General features: G+C 55.6%; 15 protein-coding genes and 1 pseudogene. 1 reads left to right on the plus strand and 15 read right to left on the minus strand.

Features of this window, described 5'->3' with window-relative positions; translation table 11 throughout:
• Nucleotides 1-13: 13 nt before the first annotated feature.
• From tamL to ABD949_RS24015, 14 genes and pseudogenes are all read right to left on the minus strand, one after another.
• A complete protein-coding gene (gene tamL / locus ABD949_RS23945) occupies nucleotides 14-2,368 on the minus strand; it encodes a translocation and assembly module lipoprotein TamL (protein ID WP_345247752.1) in 2,355 nt (784 codons plus the stop codon).
• Nucleotides 2,365-7,365 (minus strand): translocation/assembly module TamB domain-containing protein, encoded by a 5,001-nt coding sequence (locus tag ABD949_RS23950; RefSeq protein WP_345247754.1) that lies wholly within the window; start codon nucleotides 7,363-7,365, stop codon nucleotides 2,365-2,367. Before ABD949_RS23950 ends, tamL begins: the two co-directional genes overlap by 4 nt.
• Nucleotides 7,366-7,596: 231 nt before the next feature.
• Nucleotides 7,597-8,664: a dipeptidase gene (locus ABD949_RS23955; protein ID WP_345247756.1), complete on the minus strand. Its 1,068-nt coding sequence runs from the start codon at nucleotides 8,662-8,664 to the stop codon at nucleotides 7,597-7,599.
• Between the two features lie 90 nt (nucleotides 8,665-8,754).
• Nucleotides 8,755-9,429 carry an SGNH/GDSL hydrolase family protein gene (locus ABD949_RS23960; RefSeq protein WP_345247758.1) on the minus strand — a complete coding sequence of 225 codons (675 nt, stop codon included), beginning with the start codon at nucleotides 9,427-9,429 and terminating at the stop codon, nucleotides 8,755-8,757.
• Nucleotides 9,430-9,487: 58 nt separating this feature from the next.
• Nucleotides 9,488-10,603, minus strand: a complete 1,116-nt coding sequence (locus ABD949_RS23965) for a D-TA family PLP-dependent enzyme (RefSeq protein ID WP_345247760.1) — start codon at nucleotides 10,601-10,603, stop codon at nucleotides 9,488-9,490.
• Nucleotides 10,604-10,674: 71 nt separating this feature from the next.
• Nucleotides 10,675-11,139: a RidA family protein gene (locus ABD949_RS23970; RefSeq protein WP_345247762.1), complete on the minus strand. Its 465-nt coding sequence runs from the start codon at nucleotides 11,137-11,139 to the stop codon at nucleotides 10,675-10,677.
• Between the two features lie 121 nt (nucleotides 11,140-11,260).
• A complete protein-coding gene (locus ABD949_RS23975) occupies nucleotides 11,261-12,181 on the minus strand; it encodes an alpha/beta fold hydrolase (protein ID WP_345247764.1) in 921 nt (306 codons plus the stop codon).
• A gap of 7 nt (nucleotides 12,182-12,188) precedes the next feature.
• Nucleotides 12,189-13,505, minus strand: a complete 1,317-nt coding sequence (locus ABD949_RS23980) for a gluconate:H+ symporter (protein WP_345247766.1) — start codon at nucleotides 13,503-13,505, stop codon at nucleotides 12,189-12,191.
• 103 nt (nucleotides 13,506-13,608) lie between these two features.
• Nucleotides 13,609-14,898, minus strand: coding sequence for an McrC family protein (locus ABD949_RS23985; RefSeq protein WP_345247768.1), 1,290 nt, complete (start codon nucleotides 14,896-14,898; stop codon nucleotides 13,609-13,611).
• 11 nt (nucleotides 14,899-14,909) lie between these two features.
• A pseudogene (locus ABD949_RS23995) lies at nucleotides 14,910-15,793 on the minus strand (arylamine N-acetyltransferase family protein).
• Nucleotides 15,794-15,847: 54 nt separating this feature from the next.
• A complete protein-coding gene (locus ABD949_RS24000) occupies nucleotides 15,848-16,165 on the minus strand; it encodes a hypothetical protein (RefSeq protein ID WP_345247775.1) in 318 nt (105 codons plus the stop codon).
• 3 nt (nucleotides 16,166-16,168) lie between these two features.
• A complete protein-coding gene (locus ABD949_RS24005) occupies nucleotides 16,169-16,951 on the minus strand; it encodes an META domain-containing protein (protein ID WP_345247777.1) in 783 nt (260 codons plus the stop codon).
• A gap of 78 nt (nucleotides 16,952-17,029) precedes the next feature.
• Nucleotides 17,030-18,103, minus strand: a complete 1,074-nt coding sequence (locus ABD949_RS24010; RefSeq protein WP_345247779.1) for a Gfo/Idh/MocA family protein — start codon at nucleotides 18,101-18,103, stop codon at nucleotides 17,030-17,032.
• A gap of 74 nt (nucleotides 18,104-18,177) precedes the next feature.
• Nucleotides 18,178-19,275, minus strand: coding sequence for an acyloxyacyl hydrolase (locus tag ABD949_RS24015; protein WP_345247781.1), 1,098 nt, complete (start codon nucleotides 19,273-19,275; stop codon nucleotides 18,178-18,180).
• Nucleotides 19,276-19,395: 120 nt separating this feature from the next.
• Between ABD949_RS24015 and ABD949_RS24020 the strand changes: the two genes are divergently transcribed.
• Complete coding sequence (locus ABD949_RS24020; protein ID WP_345247783.1) at nucleotides 19,396-19,785, plus strand: hypothetical protein; 390 nt, start codon at nucleotides 19,396-19,398, stop codon at nucleotides 19,783-19,785.
• A gap of 4 nt (nucleotides 19,786-19,789) precedes the next feature.
• Here ABD949_RS24020 and ABD949_RS24025 read toward each other — a convergent pair whose 3' ends face one another.
• Entirely contained in the window at nucleotides 19,790-20,821 is a 1,032-nt protein-coding gene (locus ABD949_RS24025; protein WP_345247785.1) for a galactitol-1-phosphate 5-dehydrogenase, read from the minus strand.
• Between the last annotated feature and the right edge of the window lie 46 nt (nucleotides 20,822-20,867).

Below are 20,867 nucleotides of genomic sequence, written 5' to 3' on the forward strand. Positions count from 1 at the left end.
GGGGTTTCTTTGTTTAGAAGGGGTAGCCAACGGCAACGTTCAGAATCAGGTTCTCCTGGCGCCAGGCCTTGTTGCCGGGCTTAACCTCATCGAATACCCAGCGCTGGCTTTCGTCCAGCCACGGCTTGCGCAGCGGAAATGCCAGATCAAAGCGGAGCACAAAGAACGACAGGTCGATCCGCAACCCGACACCGGTACCCACGGCTAGTTGCTTATAAAAGTCTTTGGAAAACTTTGAGCCTGGACCATACGTGGTTTCGTCGGCGTACATCCAGACGTTGCCAACGTCGAGGAATAAAGCCCCCTGCAGGTATTGGGTCAGGCGCTGCCGCAGTTCGGTACTAAACTCCAGTTTTACGTCTCCGCCCCCATCCTGAAGCAGCAGGATACGCTGGCCATTGGCGTTGCGAGAATAGGTGCCGGGGCCCACCGCACGGGGCCGGAACGCCCGGATACTGGTGCTTCCCCCGGCGAAATACTGCCGGATGAACGGCAGTTGTGGAGCGTTGCCGTAGGGGGTATTGCCGTAAGGGATACCAACCCCCGCAAAAACCCGGCTGGCCCAGGTCAGCCCCGGCGTTACGTGGAAGTAATGGCGGTTGTCGAAATCGGCGCGGAAGAACTGGTAAAAGGGTACCCCAAACAGTTCTTTATTGCCAAAATCATCGCGCTTTCTGACAACCAGCCCGGCCAGGTTACCGGCCGGTTCGAGGTTGATGTTGAGCCGGTAGGTATGCGGGGTTGATGTCCGGGGCGATGAATTGAAATTGAAGGAGTAAATCGTACTCAGAATAAGCTGCTCAGCCGTCAGCACATTAAAGTACTGCTGGAACGTAGACGGATCAGCCTCCAGCAGCAGATCGATAAACCGGTCGGTAATGCCGGAGGTATTTACGTAGTTGACGTTGAACGGCTGAAAGGTGTGCTCCATGCGGAAGCTGGTTCGCCAGATGTAGCCGAACGACCCTTTGAACGAGTTGAGGTTGTAGAGCGTCCGGCGGGAGATAAACTCATAGCCAAGCTGCACGTTGGTTTTTGGCAGGACCTGCCGCCGGTAAAACCGGAACCGAATCGGTGATACCAGTCGGGGAAACGTCAGGTTAGCTTCAATGCCGAACCGATTGTTGGTAACGGGCTGCTGCACCCCGCCCCCAACCTGCACCTCAAAACCAGCCGTGCCGTTGATGGTCAGCAGTTCGGCCCGGCGCAGGGCATTGCGGTTGCGCCAGCTCAGCGTCAGCTGCGATCCGGCCAGGTTATTGGACTTGGTCAAACCGGCCAGTTCCAGCCGGATGGATTTTTTGGGATAGGGTGTCAGGTAATAGTGTACGTCAAGCACCGCCGAATCACCCTGCACGGCCGGCTCAAATCGGTTGCGGACAAACTTATAAGGCCCCAGGCTGATGAACCGGGACAAGGTGAGATCCTGTACCCGGTTGTTGTATACCTGACCGGACCGGAAGCCCACCACATCTGTGAACAGTTCCGGTTTATAGGTACCGTTCGGGTCCACCACATGGATGCCTTCGTGTACATAGGCATTCTGCTGATTGGTATCCCGCTCGGCGCGGTTCAGGCTGTAACTCGGATACACATAGATGTCGCGAATCCGGTAAGGTACCTCGGCAGCGGCCGGCATATCGGGCTTCAGCGCAATGTACATACGCACCCGGTGATTACCCGTGGCACTATCCACCAGCACCGCTACATAATCCGGCTGGAAATAATAGTATCCTCGCAGCCTCAACCGGTCGCTGATGCGGGCCTGCTCTCCTTTGATGACCTCAAACCGGTAAGGATCTCCTTTCTTCAGCAGTGTCCGGTCGCGTATGGTCGCCAATTCCTTACGAATCACTGAGGAGTCAATCAGAAAGCCCACGGAATCAATATAATAGCGGGGCCGCACGGTAGCGTCATAGACGGCTTTGGCCTGGTAACCTTTGATCTCCTCCAGCCGCCCATCTACTTCCGACCGGAAATAACCCTCGTTTTCCAGAAACGCCATCATGACGGTTTCGTTCGACGAAATAGCTTTGGCGCTCGCCAATACCGGCTGCTCGCCGAACTTCTTGCGAAACCAGGCCCGGAAGTCATTCTCCCGTTTCGGTTCGCCCATCAGGTAGTACAAAGCAACTTTATACGGATAGCCGAACAGGGTTTTGTTGGCCCTGGGGCGAGCCATATCTTTCAATTGTCCTTTCAGGGTTTTCTGCTCATCGGCCGACACGCTGGAATCACCTTTGACGTATACATCCGTACCAACATACAGGCGCTCATTGGCCGGCAGATGTTTGGCCACATTACAGCCGCCCATCAGCATACCGCCAAGTACTAAGCCAAGCAGGGCTACCAGGTATCGTTCTTTCATAGTTCCGATTCGGCCCCCTTTCCGAATAATTGACGCAGCGTATTGTAGTCGATGGTAATGACGAAGCCAACCCCGGTTTCAATCACAAAGCCCTCCAGAATAGCCTGATAGGCATTGTTCCGGTACGCACGGACCATATAACGCCCGTCGCGGGTCAGATTATAGTTGACCGACACGTTATCGAAAAGTTCCGACGGGTTGCGGCCAATGGCAGTGTTGTTCTGCAAAACAAAATTGCGCCCAACCGCTACGCTTAGCCGTCCCTGCATAAAACTCCTCGACAAGCCCACATTCAGGTCCGTCCGGGTAGCCGGCGACGACGAGCCGGTTCCTACGTACGAGTTAGACGACATCAGATCAAAATCGACGTTGAAACCCTTCAGCACGTTGGAAGCCATCCGCTCCAATTGCTCCGACAGCAATTTGCTGACGCTGTTGCGGGCGAGGTTTTCGGCACCACCGCCTTCGCCCGAACCCGAGAAGAAGCTGGACGAGTTTTCTGTGATGAAGCCATTGAGCACCAGCAGCGCGAACACCTGCTTGTTGAGCTGCGACTCATCCTGGCGCAGAAGCGTCAGCTTGTCGTTCACCGTCCGAACTACCTCACCGGTAGACACGAAACTTTTTTCGGGAACAACAATGTCAAACTTAATATCCGGCTTGGCCAGGTTGCCGCTCATCTTCAGCAGAACATTGAACGGTATCTTCTGCCGGGCTTCCGGCAGCGGGCGGGGCAATTCGTTGGCGATCAGATCGGCCGGGGTAGCCAGCGTTTCGTAGACTGCCGTGATGTTCACATCGGCCCGCATGGGGTCGCCCGAGAAGTTGATATAGCTGCCCTTCTGTAGTTTGAACTGCCGCTTAAGCACCTGATAGGTCATGTCATACTCCCCTTCGGTCACATCATAGCGACCATAAACGTTGACATCTCCGCTGGCGCTCATCACCACGTTCAGCCGGGCGTTGCCGCGCACCCGCAGGTAGTCGCCGTTCAGCTCATCCACAACGATCGTCATCTCCGACCGGTCGGTAGCTTCCAGGTTCAGCGAGATATTGGTATTGGTAACGTTATCAAAGGACAGCTTTGCCTGGGTAGTATCCGGCCGGGGGCGGGTCAGGTATTTCTGCAGCGCCAGGGTATCGCCGGGCTCGATGAAGATCACCGTTTGCCGGGCCTCGTTTACATCCATCGATTCGTCGGGCAAGACCGCTGTTACCTTGGAATTGTCTTCCAGCCGCACCGTACCGACGATGGATGGATTACTGCCGCTGCCGGTGATTCGCATATTACCCGTAATGGCCGCGTTGCCGTATACGTAATCATTATCTTTACGGGCGGCATTCAGCACCAGGAATTTGTCGGCCCTCACGCGCAGGTCATAGTTTACGTCCGGAATGGTTTTCAGGGTAACCGTACCGTTTGTAATCAGTGTACGCCCCAGGGTGTCGGTTAAGGCGAAATCCTGGAACGCAATGGTCTGCCCGTTCATCTGCAGGGTTTCTTTATCGATCCGGTAGGTGGTATTGAGTTGGGCAATATTGAAGGCCACCGAATCGAAATTGATGGCCCCGTTCATCCGGGGCGCATCGGGAGAACCCGTAACCGTAAACTGACCGTTCAGCTGGCCTTTTGCCTGACGTAGTTCGCCAAAACTGAACGCTTCGATGGTGCGGGCATCCAGCCGCTGCAGATTCACCCGGAAATCCAGCGGTGCTTTTTCCGATGCTGGATTGTAAAATCCGGTAACCTCTGCCTGGTTGTAGGTACCCGACAGGTTGGCCGCCACCTGAATCCGGTCGTCAGGCGTATTGGTCATCTTCGCCGTCAGCGTTCCAATCGGCTTCTGCATAACCTCCAGACTATCAACCCGCACATCGCCCGTAAAAACCGGCTTGGTTGTGATGTCGCGGGCAATAACGTCGCCGTTCAGAATACCGCCAACCATGGTAGTGTCCTGATTAACAAGAGAAGCCATGTCTGACAGATCGATGTTCCGGGCTTCTACCCGCAACGGAGCGTTAGGTTGAGGTTGAACACTATTTAGTGTCAGTGTCTGTTGCCCCGACCGAATCCTGAACTGCTGCGCCAGTATCCCGTCTTTTCCGTATTGAACAAACCCGGAGGTATCGGCATCCCAGGTACGGTAATTAGTCAGCAGGCCATTACGATTCAGACTCAACCGGTAGTTATTCTCTACAATCGCCAGTTCCCCGGTCAGACCATGGCGGTCCTTGCCGGTTGTGTCTTTGGTAACGGCTGAGAACTGAAGCTGATTATTAGCCGCCGTACCCGTCAACCGGGTCTCGTTCAGCTTCATACTCTGGTTTTGAACGGAATTAATTTTGCCGTCGATGTTGAGCCGGTTGTTCACCGCTACCAGCGACATAGTTGCCCCCTGCACCACGGTGGTGTCATACTCAATAACCCCGGTGCGGATGTTGGCGGCAAAGGTGGTATCGCGGATGTTATCGATGTAGCCGTCCAGCCGTACCGTATCCATGCGGGTAAGCCCCGGTACAAATGCCTGGAGCAGCGGATGCTGGTAGGCTTTCAGTTCAATATTGGCGCTGTAGGGAGGCTGCACCGGATTGTAGGTCAAATCCGGAATCTTGAAGTACCGGCTGAACTCCCCGATGAATATATCGGCGAGTTGCGTGTACTGAAACTCGCCGTTCAGCGCTATTTCACCAAACGGCACCCTCGCCATCAGGATCTTGCGGTTCTGGTCGGTATCGGCTACCAGGTAGAGTGAGTCAATCGGGTACGTCTTGCCTTCCAGGGTAACCGATGCGTTACGGGCCTGCAACTTACCTTCCGGAGCGGTAGGGTTGGTCGACTCGAAGTCTACCGTGAAAACACCATTCAGTGACAGGGGCTTTTCGTATAATTTGAGGGCAGCCAGATCGAGCTTCTGAATGTTGATTTCACCTTCAATGCTCGGGTATTCCTGCTTCAGCCCGACTTCGGTATTCAGGTTAATCTGTGCATTGGGGTCGTCGAGTCCGCCCCGCACGGTCAGATTGCCCTGCACCAGCTGGCCTTCGGCGTTCAGGCGCTGGTACCGGTAGCCGTTCAGCGTTGCTTCGGTGATGTTGACATCGAAGGTGGTACTCATCGTGTTCGGGTCCAGCCCCCGACCGTTAAAGGTAGCCCGGCCGCTGATCGGCCCATACTGCTGCGGGTTCTGGAGAAACTTGCCGGCGTCCAAACTGGCCAGCGTCAGCGTGCCGTTGTACGCCTGCCCCTTGCCGGTGTAGAAGCCTCGCAGGGAGCCATCATAGGTTGCATTTCCCCAGGCGGTCTGTAAGCGGGTATCCAGATCCAGATTATCAAGCTGACCCTGAATACGGCCGGTCAGCCGCATGGCGGGCGGCAAACTAAATGAGTCGGGCAGGGTATTCGGCGGAATCAGCTTATTGATATCGGCCCGGTTGGTCTTTGCTTCGGTCACCGTGATGTTCATCACCAGCCGGTTCGGATCGGTCACGTTGCGAAGCTGACCGTTGGCCCGGATGCGCGTATCCGACAGCGTCGCCATGTCGAACGTCGGGATGTTAAGCGAGGCTGTGGTACCAACCGCTCTGGCGTTGATCCGGAATACAGCATTCCGGTTACCGGCAAACGGTGGGGTATCGGCCAGCGAAGGCATCAATCGCAAAATATCGGCCACGGCTACCGAGCTCTGCCGCAGGTTCATGTTAACCACCACGCGGCTGGACGGATTGCTCAACTGCGCCAGCGAATCGTAGCGAATCACCATTTTATCGCGCAGCAGGGTGCCGGGGGTTTTCAGATAAAACCGCGTCAGGGCGGTCATGGTGTCGCTGTACATAAAGTCGGCGTCGAGCCGCTGCAGCACAAGACCGCTTTTCTCCCGGAACTGTCCCTGCCGGATTTTTCCGTATATCTGCTCCGGACTATAGTAAATCCCCTGCCCCATTACACTGAAATCCGACATATCCAGGTGCGCATAATCGATGCCGGCGGGCTGGGCGCGTTGGTTCTGGTCGTCGTAGCGTAACCGGTTATTATCCAGGCGGACCTGGCCAATTTTTACGTTCCAGCCGGCATCTTCGGCTTCGGGCGATTCGCGGTTGGGCGGAGCGGCCGTGCGGGCCTGTTTTTCCTGCAAGGCCGAAATGTCGGCATTGGCCATGTACAGCGACCGGATGCCTACTTTCTGACCAGCCAGGTAAAAGTAGTCGGAGGTCATGTCCAGCCGGTCGACTTTGCCTTTGGTTTCAAAACCACTACCGTCGGTACGGAAATCCCACCACACCTTATTTAGTTTCCAGTTACCCAGCGCCAGATCGAGCGTATCTGATGAGGGTGTGGTAGTTTCTTCACTGGTACCTACGCCTTCGTACATCCGGGCAGTGGCATTTAAGCCATAAACGCGGACGCTATCCAGCCTGTACCGCGATTTCTGGAGATTTACCTCATTAAACCGGGCCCGCAGGCTGTCCAGAAAAAAGTTTGAATCCATCCCAACCACGTCGTCATGGTACCGGATACGTACATTGTTAAAGCCAACGAGTGTCAGGCTCAGATCCAGCGGAGCCGCCGATGTATCGCGGACGGTTGTGGTATCGCCGGTATCGAAGGCGTCGATCAGAAACTGAAAGTTGTATGTGGTGTCGGGCAGTGTCCGCTTCAAGTACAACCGGATATTGTCCAGCTGGAGATCATTGATCGCCACCCGGTTTTGCAGGAGGCCCATCATATCAACGTTGACGTACATCCGCCGACCATACAGCAGCGTATCGCCCTGCGGGGTTTCGAAGTACACGTTGTCAAGCGCAATCCAGTCAGGCAAGCGGTAGGTAATACTGCCGATTGAGAAAGGTGTTTTCAGCTTTTTGGCCAGGTAACGGTTTACCTGTCGGGTAACGAACTGCTGCCCTAAAGGAGTTACCGCAACAAAGCCCAGAAAGCCAGCCACCAGGAACAGAAGTGCCAGAATGACGTATAAAGCAGTCAGAAAAAATCGTTTCACAGTGCGTCGAGTTTGCCAGCCGTTATCCAGGAGCCGGTTGTCGAAAGACAGTCAGGTTTGAGAATCAGTGCGTTTCAACCTGCCATGCTTTAGGACAAATACGAGAATGACGGCAGCAGTGTTGCATGCCGCACCCGGGTTTTCTACCAAGTAACTTATGTTAGCTGGATAATGTTATCGACAGGTCTAAAATCTGACCGATGAACGAAATGTGATCTGAACAGGGTGAAATTACGGCCAGACCCGCTCCAGAAAGTCTACCCAGTTTTTCCAGGCGAAGCGCTCAACGTCGGATTCTGAATAGCCGCGCTGGCGCAGCATATCGGGGAGTCGCTGCAGGTCGGCAATGGAGTCGAGGTCGGCGGGGCATTGCTCCTTGCCAAAGGCGCCGTCGAGGTCGGAGCCGATACCGATATGCCTGGCATTACCGGCCAGCTGGCAGATATGGTCAACGTGGTCGAGGATACGTTCCAGCTTCAGCCCGGCCGATTGGGGGGTTGTCTGACCGCGTACCCAACCCGGCACCATCATCCAGGCATCGAGGACCGAGCCGATAACGGCTCCCCGCTGAATTAGCTCGCGGAGTTGCGCATCACTGAACTGGCGCTGGTGAGATACCAGTACCCGGCAGTTATTGTGGCTGGCCCAGACCGGGCCGTGAAAGACATCCAGGGCCTCCCAGAAACTGGTATCCGACAGGTGCGTGGCATCCAGAATCATATTCAGCCGCGCCATTTCCTGTAGCAACTCCCGGCCTTTTGCGCCGATACTGCCTTCCGAATCGGTGCCGAAGGCATACGTACCGGGCCCGTAATGCGCCGGGCCGACTGCCCGCAGCCCCTGCGCATAGGCCTGCTCCAGATACGACAGGTTTACAATGGAGTCGGCTCCTTCCAGACTGAGGATATAACCAACCGGCAAAGTGGCTTTATCTTCCTCTCCCTGCCAGCGGGCCAAGTGCTGCCGCAGGGCAGCTTTATCGGTGATCTGCACCATCTCCCCGGCATCTTCCATGGCCCGGTACCAGGCCAGTTGTCCCTGCGTCTGCGCCCAGGCCTGCGCCGGTGAATGCCAGCCGGGAATGGGGTTACCCGGCTTTACGTACCGCGCAATCTGCGTAGCTACGCACAAGCCGATCCCGCCCCGGCGCATCTCCGGCAGCGACACCACACCCCTTCCCCGATCCGGCTTATCGGTCAACTGACTTTCCCGCTCCCGAATCACAGCCAGCGGCTGCGTTAGGTCGCGGTTCCATTCCAGCGCATTCATTGCCAGGTCGAGGTGAGCGTCGAAGAGCATAGTTTTATTTTGTTTCAGGTTCCAGGTTTCATGTTGCTCCGCCGAAACTTGGAACTTGAAACATTGAACCGCCGGGCGGCCCCGCTGAAACTATTTAACCGTTACCAGTAATTTATACATCTCATCGGCCACGAGTTGGTTGCCGATGTCGTTGAGGTGGACACGATCCGTAGTCAGAATGCCTTTTTCTTCGTTTTTGGGATTATTCTTCAGATTGTAGTCCAGAAATACCTTACGAAGGTCGCAGAGGGGCAGGTTATGTTTGGCGGCCAGCTCGCGTATCAGGTTGGAATACCGGTTCAGATCACCGTCCTGGTCGTTGGAGTGGTCGGTGCGCTCCCCGATAACGGCGGGCGTGACCAGAATAACTTTGCTGCCGTTCGCCTGCAGTTTTTTAATAAGGGCGTCGTAAAAGCGGACGAATTTATCCGGGTCTGTGCCGGTGCCGTGGGTACGTTTGTGCCAGACATCGTTGACGCCGATGTAGACAAAGGTCAGGTCGGGTTTCTTCGCCAGCACATCATCCTCCAGCCGCAGAAACAGGTCATACACCTTATTGCCGCCGATGCCCGCCCCGATGAGTTCGTAATCGGCAGCCAGGTTCTGCTTCGCCAGCATGTCTTTCAGGCGGGTGATGTAGCCGCTGGGATTTACACCGGCCTGGGTAATGGAATCGCCAAAGAAGATTATCCGCCGGGGACGGGCAACGAAGGCTGTCGTTAGCAATAAAGCACCAAGCAGGATGGTATACGAAAACAGACGCATATAAACAGTTATTTTTCTGATAAGACAGCAGCCGCCGGAAAACTACTGACGAGCCCGGTTAATATTGCAGCCGGCGCTTTCGGGAGGCTATAGTCCAGCATTCGGTCCGCCGGCCCTCTTCAATGACATTGGCTTCGTCGTGCAGCGCTACCGTCGGGCAGATATGGTACGGAACGCCGTAGAGCACATCGCCCACCCGAACGGCTTCCCAGTCGTCGACGCGCAGCACCAGGTGTTCTTCACTCTGGCCAATTACCTCGTATCCGTCCAGGTTCAGAAACTGCACACGCTTCGCCAGGGGGTTTTCGGCTGCCACGGCTTTGTGGCCCAAATCGGTGGTCACCACGCCTTCAGCGGGCTTCGAGATAATCCGCGTTAGCAGCAGGGCCGCCCAGTTGAAGTGCTGATCGGGCAGGCTGTCGGCATACCCCCAATCCCAGAACAGACAGGTACCGGGGCTGCACCAGACATCTTTCCGCTTGGCGTGTACGGAAAACGTTGGCGTACCGCCGACAACCATCATGGGATAAAGCAAGCCTTTCCGCTCCAGTTTATCGGCCACCACCCGAACCTGTCCGAAAGCCTCGTCGGCTTTGGCCTTGCGGTCGTTGAAATCCGGATCCCGGAAGTGACCGTCGTATACGTGAAAACCCCGCAGGTCGAACCGGCTGTCCTGGCTAAGATCATGATACAACTGGCCGAGTGCGCCGTTGACCAGGTGCCCGGTGCGATTCATTCCGTTGTTGACATCAACGTAAATAACCGCCTTGCGGTTGATAGCCGCAAAAGCCTGCCCCAGTTCCTCAGCCGATTCGTAATTATCGACCAGCGACGCCCAGTCGGTATCCGGATGGGCCTGCACCAAGGCACGGAACCGGTTTATTTTAGGCCCCGTCAGCTGGTACGCCAGCAGCACATGAAGGGCTCCGGTAGAAGCCAGCATTTCGGCCTCGGCAATGGTGGCGCATTTGAATTTGATAATGCCCGCGTCGAGCTGCATCTGCACTACCTCGGCCATTTTGTGGGTTTTCACGTGCGGAATGAGCCGTTCGGTATGCCCACCCACCATCTCAATCATCGTCCGGATATTCTGGGCAATCCGCTCGGGGTACACCAGCAGCGCCGGTGTGTCAATCTGCTCCACATTCTGAACGGTATACCAATGTTCTTCCATACGCACACTGCCTGGTCTTTTCAATAGAACCTCTCTGAAGAATTTGCCCGACATGGTAGTTCCGGCCCAATCTAGCTGGCCAGTTCAAATACAGCTTCGATCTCTACCGGAATATTTTCGGGTAATGAGCCCATGCCAACGGCACTGCGAACCCCCACGCCGTTTTCCTCGCCCCAAACGGCGGCAAACAGTTCGCTGCAGCCGTTGATGACGTACGGGTGGCGCTCGAAATCCGGGGTGGCATTGACCATACCTAACACTTTTATCACCCGTTTGATTCGGTTCAGGCTCCCGAGATTTGCTTTTATGGTAGACAGAATAGCTAATCCTACCTGCCGGGCCGCCAGTTTGGCTTCGTCGGCGTCCATGTCGACCCCTACTTTGCCAATGATCCGGCTGCCGTCGTCTTTGACGGTACCGTGACCAGACACATACAGAAACAGGTGAACCCGCAAACAGGGTTTATACACGCCCATCGGTTTTGGAGCCGGCGGCAGCGAGAGGCCCAATCGGGCAAATCGTTCGTCTGGTGTCATATAGGTAGACCGGATCGGATCGCCGAAGCGATTGTATTCCGGCTTAAAATTAACAGTAAGCTTTGTTGGGCCAAAGTTACAATTTTGGTACGAGCTGCATCTCCCGAATTTCAATTCCGGTCTACTTCTTCAGAAACTGTCGGGCATCCAAGGCGGTTTGCTGGGGCAATTCCTCCATGGGTACATGACCGGCATTGGGGTACACCAGTAACGTATCATTCGGTAAATCGTCGTGAAAGCGGTACGCCGTCAGGATCGGGATCAGCCGGTCCTGCTGTCCCCACATAATCAGGGTTGGGTGCCGGATTGTCCGGATCTGCTGCCAGGTGCTATCGGGCTGGTAAGCGCGCCGGACAAAGGCCCGCCGGTTGCCGGCCCGCAGCGACATATCGTAATACTGCTGCACCAACGCATCGGTTACTTTTTGGTTATTGGCATACACGCTCTCCAGACTGGCGCGGAATAAGGCTTTGGGCGTCATATGCGCAAAGAGGCTGCTGAGTACCGGAAGCCGCGCCAGGCGAAACGCCACCGGTACGGCTTCGGGCCGGTTCGGATACCCGGCCGCATCGATCAGGACCAGCTTGCGTACCCGCTCAGGATACCGCAGCGCAAACTGCCAGGCGGTGGCTCCGCCCAGCGAATTACCCGCAATATCGCACCGCCGGATTTTGAGCCGGTCCAGGAAGAACGCCAGAAATTTAGCATAATACGCCGGGGAGCCCTCATTGTTAGGGTGCGGCCCCGTGAGGCCATACCCCGGCAGATCCAGCCGGATAATGCGGGTATCATTCCTGAAGTAAGGTATCCAGCCGTCCCATGTCAGCAGCGAGGCCCCCGAGCCGTGCAGCAGAATCAGCGGCACCGTGTCCAGCGAGGCACCTTCGGCCCGGTAGTGTACCGGCATGCCATCGACCTCCACCACGTGCGAAACCGGCGTCTTATACCGCTCCCGCAAAACCTCCACGGGAATGTCGGGCCGGTACAGCGCAGCTATGATGATAACGAGCAGCACCACAACCACGAGGAAGAATCGTTTCATGGCTGAGCTAGACAAACAAATTCAACGCCAGAACGCCTAAAAGCCCTACCACCGAAACAATGGTTTCCATGATTGACCAGGTCATGATCGTGTCTTTTACACTCAGGTTAAAGTACTCTTTGAACAGCCAGAATCCCGCGTCGTTTATGTGTGAAAACATCAGGCTGCCGGAGCCGATTGCCAGTACCATCAATTCGGGTTTGATCGTCTGCTGCTGAATAAGAGGCATAACAATACCTACAGTTGTCAGCCCCGCTATGGTTGCCGAGCCGATACAGACCCGAATAACAGCGGCAATGCCCCACCCCAGCAGCAGGGGCGACATCTGTACGCCACTTAGTATGTCACCGATGTATTTACTGGTGCCGCTATCGTTGAAGATCTGCTTAAGTGCCCCGGCTCCGGCAATGACCAGCAAGATGGGCGCGACCGCTTTAATGGCTTCCTCCAGTTCCTTCATCACGGCCTTCATGGACTGGCCACGCTGCAACCCAAGCGCATATACAGCCACCAGTACCGAAATTAACATGCCCATATAGGGTTCAGCCAGCAGCATACCCAGCTTACCCACAACCGTATCGGGCGCAAAAAAGCTTTTCAGTGGTCCGAAAACGGTTAACATCACTACCGGTAGTAACGCCACAAAAAAGCTGATACCAACGCCAGGCAGGTCGGTATCCGGCACGTCTTTGATATTGTAGATATCCCGGTCAGGTCGCGGGTTATAGCGTTTCAGTGTTTTACCGAAAAGGGGCCCGGCAATGATAATCGCCGGAATAGCCACAATGATTCCGTAGAGCAGGGTGGTACCAATATTGGCCCCAAGCTGGGCAGTAATTGCCGCCGGCGACGGATGCGGAGGCAGGTATCCGTGTGCTACTGATAATGCTGATAACATTGGAATCGCTACCGTCATCATCGGTAACCCAGTCGACATGGCAATGGTAAAGATCAGCGGGACCACGATGATGAAACCCGCATTGTAGAAGAGCGGAATACCGATGATAAAACCGGCCAGCGCCAGCCCCCATTGAATATTCCGGATACCGAACCAGCCGATCAGCACGTTGGTAATGCGCCGGGCGGCACCGCTTTCGGCCACCAGCCGGCCCAGCATGGCCCCAAAGCCGATAATCAGCACCAGATCGCCCAGGGTACTACCGATACCCGTCTGAATGGATTTTCCGACGGCTGGCACGTCCATTCCAGCCACAAGTCCTAAGGTAATGGAGACGAGTAAAAATGAAATGAAGGTATCCAGTTTGACGTAGAGAACCAGGAAAACCAGGGCCAGAATGCCCAGAAAGGTAAGTACAAGTGGCATTGATTAGGGAGTAAAGGGGTATTATTAAGTGGGTTGCCGCTGCCGGAGCAGGTAGCGTTACCGACAAACGGCGTAAGTTAACGCATAGCCGCGTTTATCAACATCATTCATCCGTCAATATTTTCCGTACTTCCGTTTCCAGGCTGTTTAGTACGTCAAAAGGAACTACCCGAAGTTGCATGGTGGCATCGTAGCCGAAGACGGTGAGCGGGTGCCGGAAAGTCTCATTGGCGGGGTAAATCAGAACCAGTTCGGTAGCGTTGTACTTCTTGCCGTAGGCGTACAGCTGATACAAATCCGCCTGGTCGATACCGTAGGTGCCGGTCTGGTCGGTGCCGTCGATTGTTTTCCACTTCGTGTCCAGCACCAGTGTCTGCTGACCATACGGCCCCTGCCGGTACAAAACAATGTCGGGCCGAAGTTTGAACTTTTGCGATCCGCCATGCTCGCTGATCAGGTACTGCGACGACTCCTGAATCAGCACCTCGGCGTCGGGAGCATACTTCCGAAAGCCGGCGGCTACATAATCTTCAAATATCCGTTCCATCGGAAACAGCAGAGCGGGATGCCAGTGCCGGCCCGTTGCCATACCGAACACCTGGCCGCGCAGCAGTACGTCTACCCACTGCAGGGCCGGGCCGTACCGCACAAAGAGCCGGTTGGCGGCCCGGGCAGCCTGCCAGTCGGTACTTACCCGCACAGACGGCGGCACCTCGTCAAGCGCAAAAAGCAGTTGACGGATACGGCTCTGGTTACGGGTATTGCTGGCCCGGTCACGCAAATAGAGCAGGCCGGTTTTGAGGAGCCGGTTAGGTGGCAGATCGGCGGTGAACTCGTCACAGATAACGGCAACCCGTTCGGCATGGAGCGTATTCCGGCGAATCTGGCCCGGCAGGTGAAGTTTTCCGCGCAGGTACCGCTGATCGGCCTCTTCGGACACATAGGCTTTCTGAAGACCACGGGTCAGCAGCACGGTTATTTCGTCCAGAAACGCCTGAATAAACACCTCCCACAACGGCAGCCGCTCGGCCCCCGACTGCATCGGGGCCACGTGCCGGAACGGGCTATCCCGCAAATGCCGCAGCATCGTCAGCAAGGCCCGCCGGGGCTCATCCCCCTTGGTTTGGGGAGCAGGGGGGTGTACCTTCGGCCAGATCTCCACCTGTACGCCCTCCCGCGTCTCCAGCAGTCCTACGTAATTCCGCGTGCGGATGACCTCCTTTCCCTTCTGCCAGCCATAGGTTAGTACCGCATCTGCATCATTTTCGGCAATGAACGTCTTTAAGCTATCAAATGACTCATCGGGCAGGTACAACTCCGTCGGCGAGTCCAGGACATTGGCAAAATCAACGGCCCGGCGGATAAGACCGTACTCGCAGATGGCATAAGGCATACGGGGTTCGCTTAGTTAGGGCTTTGACTGGTGGCTGGCTGTTCGGCCGCGCTCAGCCTCAGCAGCAATTTATCGAGTTCCATCGCCAAAAGAGCTGGCTGGGGTAGTTGCAGTCGGAACACAGACGCCAGAACCGCCTGCACCTCGGTCGCCGACAGCAGTAGTTGCCGCTCGGTTTCGCCATTGCGGTGGTGGATAGCCAGCTCGGTGTTCCGCAGAGCGTAGCGACAGTCGGGTGTCGTTCGGGCAGCCATAATTTCGTTCAGGAAGCGGGAAGCCGGATTGTGGCACAAAACCAACTAGCCAGTTCGTAGTCCGGTAACAGGTGCGGGTCCAGCCCGAAGCGGTACAACGCTTTCCACTCCTGCCGGACAAACGCTTCTACGATAAATTCTCCACCGGCTTTCAGCAGGCGGAATGACTCATGCGGAGTAGGCTGCTCCCGATCCGGCACCAGCGCCAGGGGAGCCGTCATGGTGAGGCCGCCAAAACCCACATCGGCGATGTACGGATTTCCGTCGGCCTGTACCAGCAGCAGCATATGCGTGCGCGGATTCGTTACGTCCTCAGGCAGGTTCCAGAGAACGCGGGCCGCCAGCCCTTTCACCGTGAAGCCAAGCGCCGTGAGCACGTGGGCAAGCAGGTTATTCTGTTCGTAACAGAACCCGCCCCGCCCGTCAAACACCATTTTCTCCTGTAATGACCCCAGGTCGAGCCGCACCGGCAGCCGAAGAAACGGGTTCAGGTTTTCGAAGGGGATGGCCTGGGGATGGAGATAGTGAATGCGCTGCAGAGTTTCCAGGGTAGCTGATTGCGCCCCCGTGTAGCTAATCCGCTGAAAGTACGCATCGAGGTTGACCGACGTAAGCTGGTCTGGTGGTGATGTGGATAACATGGTATAAACAGTTTATACCATAAAGGTAACAGATCCGCTCAGTAGAACCAACGGCTACTCTTCGAAGGGAACAACCCGTGTAATGGCCCAGTCGCCTACCATCATTGGCAGACCTTTGACCACCCCTTTGTTGGCCGTGCAGACGAGGTATTTATCTTCAGCCTGGAAGATCGCCACAACCCGCTCTCCACCAAACGGACTTGGTTCGCCTACGGTGTCGGTAAACTCCTGTCCATTATCCTCATACACAATCTGGTACAGACGGGCAGGACCCGGTTGGTAACCGTATTGCTGGCTTACTTTTTTCCGGAGAATTTCGTATACTTTTTCCGCTTCAGTTTCGTCTTTAACGGCGGGCACAAAAAACTTCATACATTAATTTTTCTTGCGAAATGTCATTACGTATTGGCCGTTCGACAGCAGGGTCAGGCGGTTTTTGCCAACACGGTACAAGGTAGCGCTTCGCAGGGCATTTAAAAAATCACTTTCAAATTTAGACGCACAGGCTTTACGGGTAGATGTCACCGGCTCAAACTGCACCTGATCGGCGTCGGTCTGCACCTTACCCCCAATCTGGTTACAACCCGCATATCCCTCCAGCCGACTGTCTTTTACATTGATCGCCAGATACGGTAACCGGCGTTCGGAGAATAATTCCGGCCGCAGCCGCTGCCCTTTAAAAGACTCCAGGACCCACGTATCGTTCAGCCGACTCTCCGCCCGCAGAAAGGCCCCGCAGCCGGTATACCGTTTTTTGTTGGCCTCCACCACAACTGAGTAGGCATACTCCCGGCCATTGTCGTCTTTACAGACGGCTGGCTCAATCGTTACCCTCAACCGTCCTGTCCCGGTCTTTGTGTCGAGGAGTACCCCGCCGTTTTTACCATAGGGTTTCGGTTCGGGCAGGGAGGTGGTCAGCACATTATTACCCTGCGCTTTAAGCCGGATGTTCTTAGCAAAATCAACGTCCAGCGACCAGGCTGGCGTTCCGCCGAAGGCGGTGAAGTCAACTCCCTGCTTTCGCTTTTCTTCCCAGACTGAAGTTGAGGTCGATGAGGTTGTCTTGGTCGTTTTTGCCCGATCCGGCACGTTTTCGCGCCGGCAGCTACCGGCCAGTACCAGCAGGCAAAGCAGATAAAAAACCGTCCTGGTTTTCATATGTCGTTGAGTCATTAGGAATTATACCCTCAACTACATACGAAGGCAATAGGTTATGTAGTATACCAAATGGTAATTTTACAGTTGAGCAATCGTCACCACGCCATTCGTTCTGGTCGATTCATAGATGGCGGTAAATAGCTCAACGACCCGGCGGCCATCCTGCCCGGTCACAAGCGGGGGGCGATTCTCCCGGATGGCTTCGCAGAACTCGGTGATCTGCTGCACAAAATAGTAGGTAGAGGCATCAATGTTTCGGAAAGCATCCGAATCTTCGTCCTCCCAGCCTTCCAGCAGCTTCTCTTCGCCCGGCACCGTCCACAGATCATTAACGGGCGGGTCGAGAATGGGTAGCATACCGGCGATGAACATAGCGCCACCATCGGTCTTTACACCCACTGAAGCCCCATTCTCCCCGTGTACATGGACCCGGCCATAAATGCCAGGTTTCTGCGAATTACTGACTACGATATTGCCAATGCCGCCGTTTTTGAATTTCACTACCGCCACCGCCGTGTCATCCACCTCTATATATGGGTGGTTGAGGTTGCGCCAGACGCCATATACCTCCTCCGCTTCGCCCATGTACCAGAGCAGCAGGTCGAGCTGGTGCGGAGCCTGGTTGACCAGTACGCCACCGCCTTCTCCCTGCCACGAGCCCCGCCAGGGATCGCTGCGGTAATAGGCCTCATCGCGCCAGCTCAGCGTATGCACGGTGCCCAGAACCGGCTTTCCGATTTTACCGGAATCAATCGCCTGCCGGATACGCTTGCAGGGTGTATAAAACCGGCGCTGGCTGATTACACTCAGTTGCCGACCCGACCGTTGCGCTGCCTCCAGCATGGCGTCGCAGTCTTCCAGGGTAGCCGCCAGGGGTTTCTCCACCAGCACGTGCGAGCCCGCTTCCAGCGCGGCAATGGTTGGGTCGCGGTGGGCGGGGTGCGGAGTACAGATGATGGTGATGTCTACCTGCTCCTGCGTCACCATTTCGGCAACATCCGTATAGGCCTTGATGCTGTATTGCTGCGCAAAGGCTTCTGTTTTTTCCGGAGTACGACCGTATATGGCCACCAGTTTGGTATTCGGTATCTGGCGTGTGGCCTGGGCGTGCAGGTGGGCTACTTTGCCGGGACCGACAAGGGCAATGTTCATGGGTAGTGATAAGAGTTTAGCTAAAAAGACTCTTACATATGGTCGCTACTTATAAAGATCAATAATCGGTATACTCAAAATCCATACCCCAGCCGTACATCAAAGCCATCGGCGACCTGTCGGTCGGCTTTGAGGCCAATGCCGGCCGTTAAGCCCGACGGTGCCCGGTACAGCAGTTGGTAGCGCTGATAAATCTTATCGGCATAATTAGGGCCGGGCCTCAGGGCGTTGTACGCCATATGGATGCTGAAGGTGTAACGGCCGGGCCATAGTTCGTAGCCGGCCAGCAGGGCCAGTTGCCGGAAATTATCGGGCTGGTTGTCGCGCCGGATATATTCCCGAACTGCATTATCATTGACGTACTCTAAGCCCCCCGAGAAAGCATGGAGCCGGCTAACCCGGTACCCGGTGGTCAGCGTGGTGCCCCATTGGGTGCGGGGTGTTTCGGGAAACTCGTCGGTGGACTCCAGCACCTTAATGGTCCCGAACAGCAACGCCCGCGCCAGCCATCGTTGTGTCAGTGGGGCCGCCCGCCATTGCCGGGAGTCGGGTATTACTTCCCGGCGCGGCTGGTACGCCAGACCGATGGAAGCCGTTGGAAAGTTCATACCCTTATTGGGCTGCCGGGTGCCGCCATTGGAGATGTGATTGTAGTTGACTGATGTCACTAACTGGAGCTGGTCCGCAAGACGATAGTAGGCATTCAGGTTTAGGGCCATCAGCCCGCTGAGGGGCATACTGAAGAACATGTTCTGCGGATTGGTTTGCTCATCATACACCCGCGTCAGGTAGGCGAGCCCCGCCGTTGCCCGCAGCGAAAACGTAGTGCGCCCCCGGTACGCCAGCAACGGCTCAAAATACCCCCCCGCGCCGAACGTTTCGCCAAGCACCATCGGGTTGGCGAAGGAGGTATAGTTCAGATAGGCACCAATACGGGCAAAACAGTTGCAGTTTTCCCAGGCCCGGCGGCTCAGCGCCATCCGGCTGTAGGTCAGTTCCAGTCCGGCCGGATTGGTATTGGAAACGGCGCGAATGCTTTCGGAATGCGGAATGATAAAGCCGTAGTGCAGCCGGGCGCTGATCTGTTCACTGCGGGCCACGGTGTCCGGCTGAGCCCGTAGGGCAGCCATGGGTAAATAGCTTGCTAACAGCAGGTAACGAATGCCTTTCATGGTAGTGACGTGGGTTTGTATAGTAACTACCAACCCCTACACTACTGTTTTTAGCGGTCTTTCCAACCAACTGGCAATCCGTTGGGTCTTAACAAAAAAATCGTTTACGCGAACACGTTTATGAAACAGGCAGTGCTACTCCTGATTGTTTTAGGCCTGCTGACCGGAGCCTGTCAGAGAGACAGGACAATAGCCGCGTCGAAGAACATACGGGCCTGCGGGGTAAAAGATCCGGCCAACAAGCTACCCTGGCTGCGGCAGAAAATCAGCGACATAAAGCAGGGGAAAGATTCCGCTATTACCACCATAACACTGGTTACAGTCAACAACCAGGACTATTTCAATATTTACATGAGCTATATGTCCTGCATCGGCTGTCTGACGTACCGTTGCGACGGTAGCCAGGTCGATCAAAGCAAGTTAACGAATGCCGAGCGAATGGAAATTACGCGGAAGTTAGGCACTCCGGCCGAGCGTGTTATTATCTACGATGGTACCCAGGCCCGCTAATTTATTACGGCTTCAATACCACTTTTATCAGCCCCTTCTCTTTATCGTACAGGCGCTGAAACCAGTTGGCCCCTTCGTCCAGCGATACTTCGGCGCTCAGAATTGCTTCAACATCAATCTTGCCGGAAGAGATCAGGCTTAAGGCGGCTTCGTACTCACCGTTGATGGCGCAGGAACCCTGCAGCCGCAACTGACGCGTGACGATGGCCTGCAGCGGCACTTCTGCCCTTGGCGTCAGATTACCCACCAGCGTGATGGTAGCGCCCTTTCGCACACAGTCGATCGCCATGTTGACCGTTGACCCAATACCCACCACCTCAAACGCCACATCGGCACCGCGGCCACTGGTCAGGGCTTTTACCTCAACGGTTACGTCGGTCTCCTGCGGGTTCATCACCACATCAGCACCGAGTTTGGTAGCCAGCGCCAGCCGGTCATTGTCGAGGTCGAGGGCGATAATTTTGCCGCAGCCGGCAATCTTCAGCGCCTGAATCACGAACAGGCCAATCATACCGGCCCCAACCACCACCGCCGAATCATTAACCTGCATGGGTGTCAGGCTCAGGGCGTGCAGCGCCACCGCTACCGGCTCCACCAGGGCAGCCTGGGTGAACGAGACGTTATCGGGCACTTTGTATAAAATGTGCTGCGGCACCGCCACGTATTCGGCAAAGGCCCCCTGACGCTTGAAATCCGGCGTTGAGACGCCCAATACCTCGCGGCCATCGCTGAGGTTGTACATACCCCGACGGCTGTACCAGTCGTCAAGCGAATACACGGTTGAATCGAAGGTAACACGGTCGCCTACGTGCCAGTCGGTGACATCTTCACCTACTTCAGCGATGATACCTGAGGCTTCGTGGCCCATCACGAGGGGCGGAATCCGCCGGCCGCTGCTACCGTCCATGCCGTGAACATCGCTGCCGCAAATGCCAACGGCCTTCACGCGGACCAGCACTTCATCAGGATAAATAGAGGGTTTGGGTACATCCTGTACCTCAAAATGCTTGTATTCGGTTAGAACGAGGGCTTTCATGGTTGCGTGTACAACGGATCGGATCGCCGAAGCGATTGTATTCCGT

This window comes from Nibrella saemangeumensis (genome assembly GCF_039541915.1).
GTDB classification, from domain to species: Bacteria; Bacteroidota; Bacteroidia; order Cytophagales; family Spirosomataceae; genus Nibrella; species Nibrella saemangeumensis.

Bases quoted from the DNA above. Each gene is read 5' to 3' on its own strand.
- ABD949_RS24010 (WP_345247779.1), bottom strand. From the start codon at position 18,103: ATGAACATTGCCCTTGTCGGTCCCGGCAAAGTAGCCCACCTGCACGCC.
- ABD949_RS23960 (WP_345247758.1), bottom strand. From the start codon at position 9,429: ATGCGTCTGTTTTCGTATACCATCCTGCTTGGTGCTTTATTGCTAACG.
- ABD949_RS23980 (WP_345247766.1), bottom strand. From the start codon at position 13,505: ATGCCACTTGTACTTACCTTTCTGGGCATTCTGGCCCTGGTTTTCCTG.
- ABD949_RS23970 (WP_345247762.1), bottom strand. From the start codon at position 11,139: ATGACACCAGACGAACGATTTGCCCGATTGGGCCTCTCGCTGCCGCCG.
- ABD949_RS24025 (WP_345247785.1), bottom strand. From the start codon at position 20,821: ATGAAAGCCCTCGTTCTAACCGAATACAAGCATTTTGAGGTACAGGAT.
- ABD949_RS23985 (WP_345247768.1), bottom strand. From the start codon at position 14,898: ATGCCTTATGCCATCTGCGAGTACGGTCTTATCCGCCGGGCCGTTGAT.
- ABD949_RS23975 (WP_345247764.1), bottom strand. From the start codon at position 12,181: ATGAAACGATTCTTCCTCGTGGTTGTGGTGCTGCTCGTTATCATCATA.
- tamL (WP_345247752.1), bottom strand. From the start codon at position 2,368: ATGAAAGAACGATACCTGGTAGCCCTGCTTGGCTTAGTACTTGGCGGT.
- ABD949_RS23955 (WP_345247756.1), bottom strand. From the start codon at position 8,664: ATGCTCTTCGACGCTCACCTCGACCTGGCAATGAATGCGCTGGAATGG.
- ABD949_RS24005 (WP_345247777.1), bottom strand. From the start codon at position 16,951: ATGAAAACCAGGACGGTTTTTTATCTGCTTTGCCTGCTGGTACTGGCC.
- ABD949_RS24020 (WP_345247783.1), top strand. From the start codon at position 19,396: ATGAAACAGGCAGTGCTACTCCTGATTGTTTTAGGCCTGCTGACCGGA.
- ABD949_RS23965 (WP_345247760.1), bottom strand. From the start codon at position 10,603: ATGGAAGAACATTGGTATACCGTTCAGAATGTGGAGCAGATTGACACA.
- ABD949_RS24015 (WP_345247781.1), bottom strand. From the start codon at position 19,275: ATGAAAGGCATTCGTTACCTGCTGTTAGCAAGCTATTTACCCATGGCT.
- ABD949_RS24000 (WP_345247775.1), bottom strand. From the start codon at position 16,165: ATGAAGTTTTTTGTGCCCGCCGTTAAAGACGAAACTGAAGCGGAAAAA.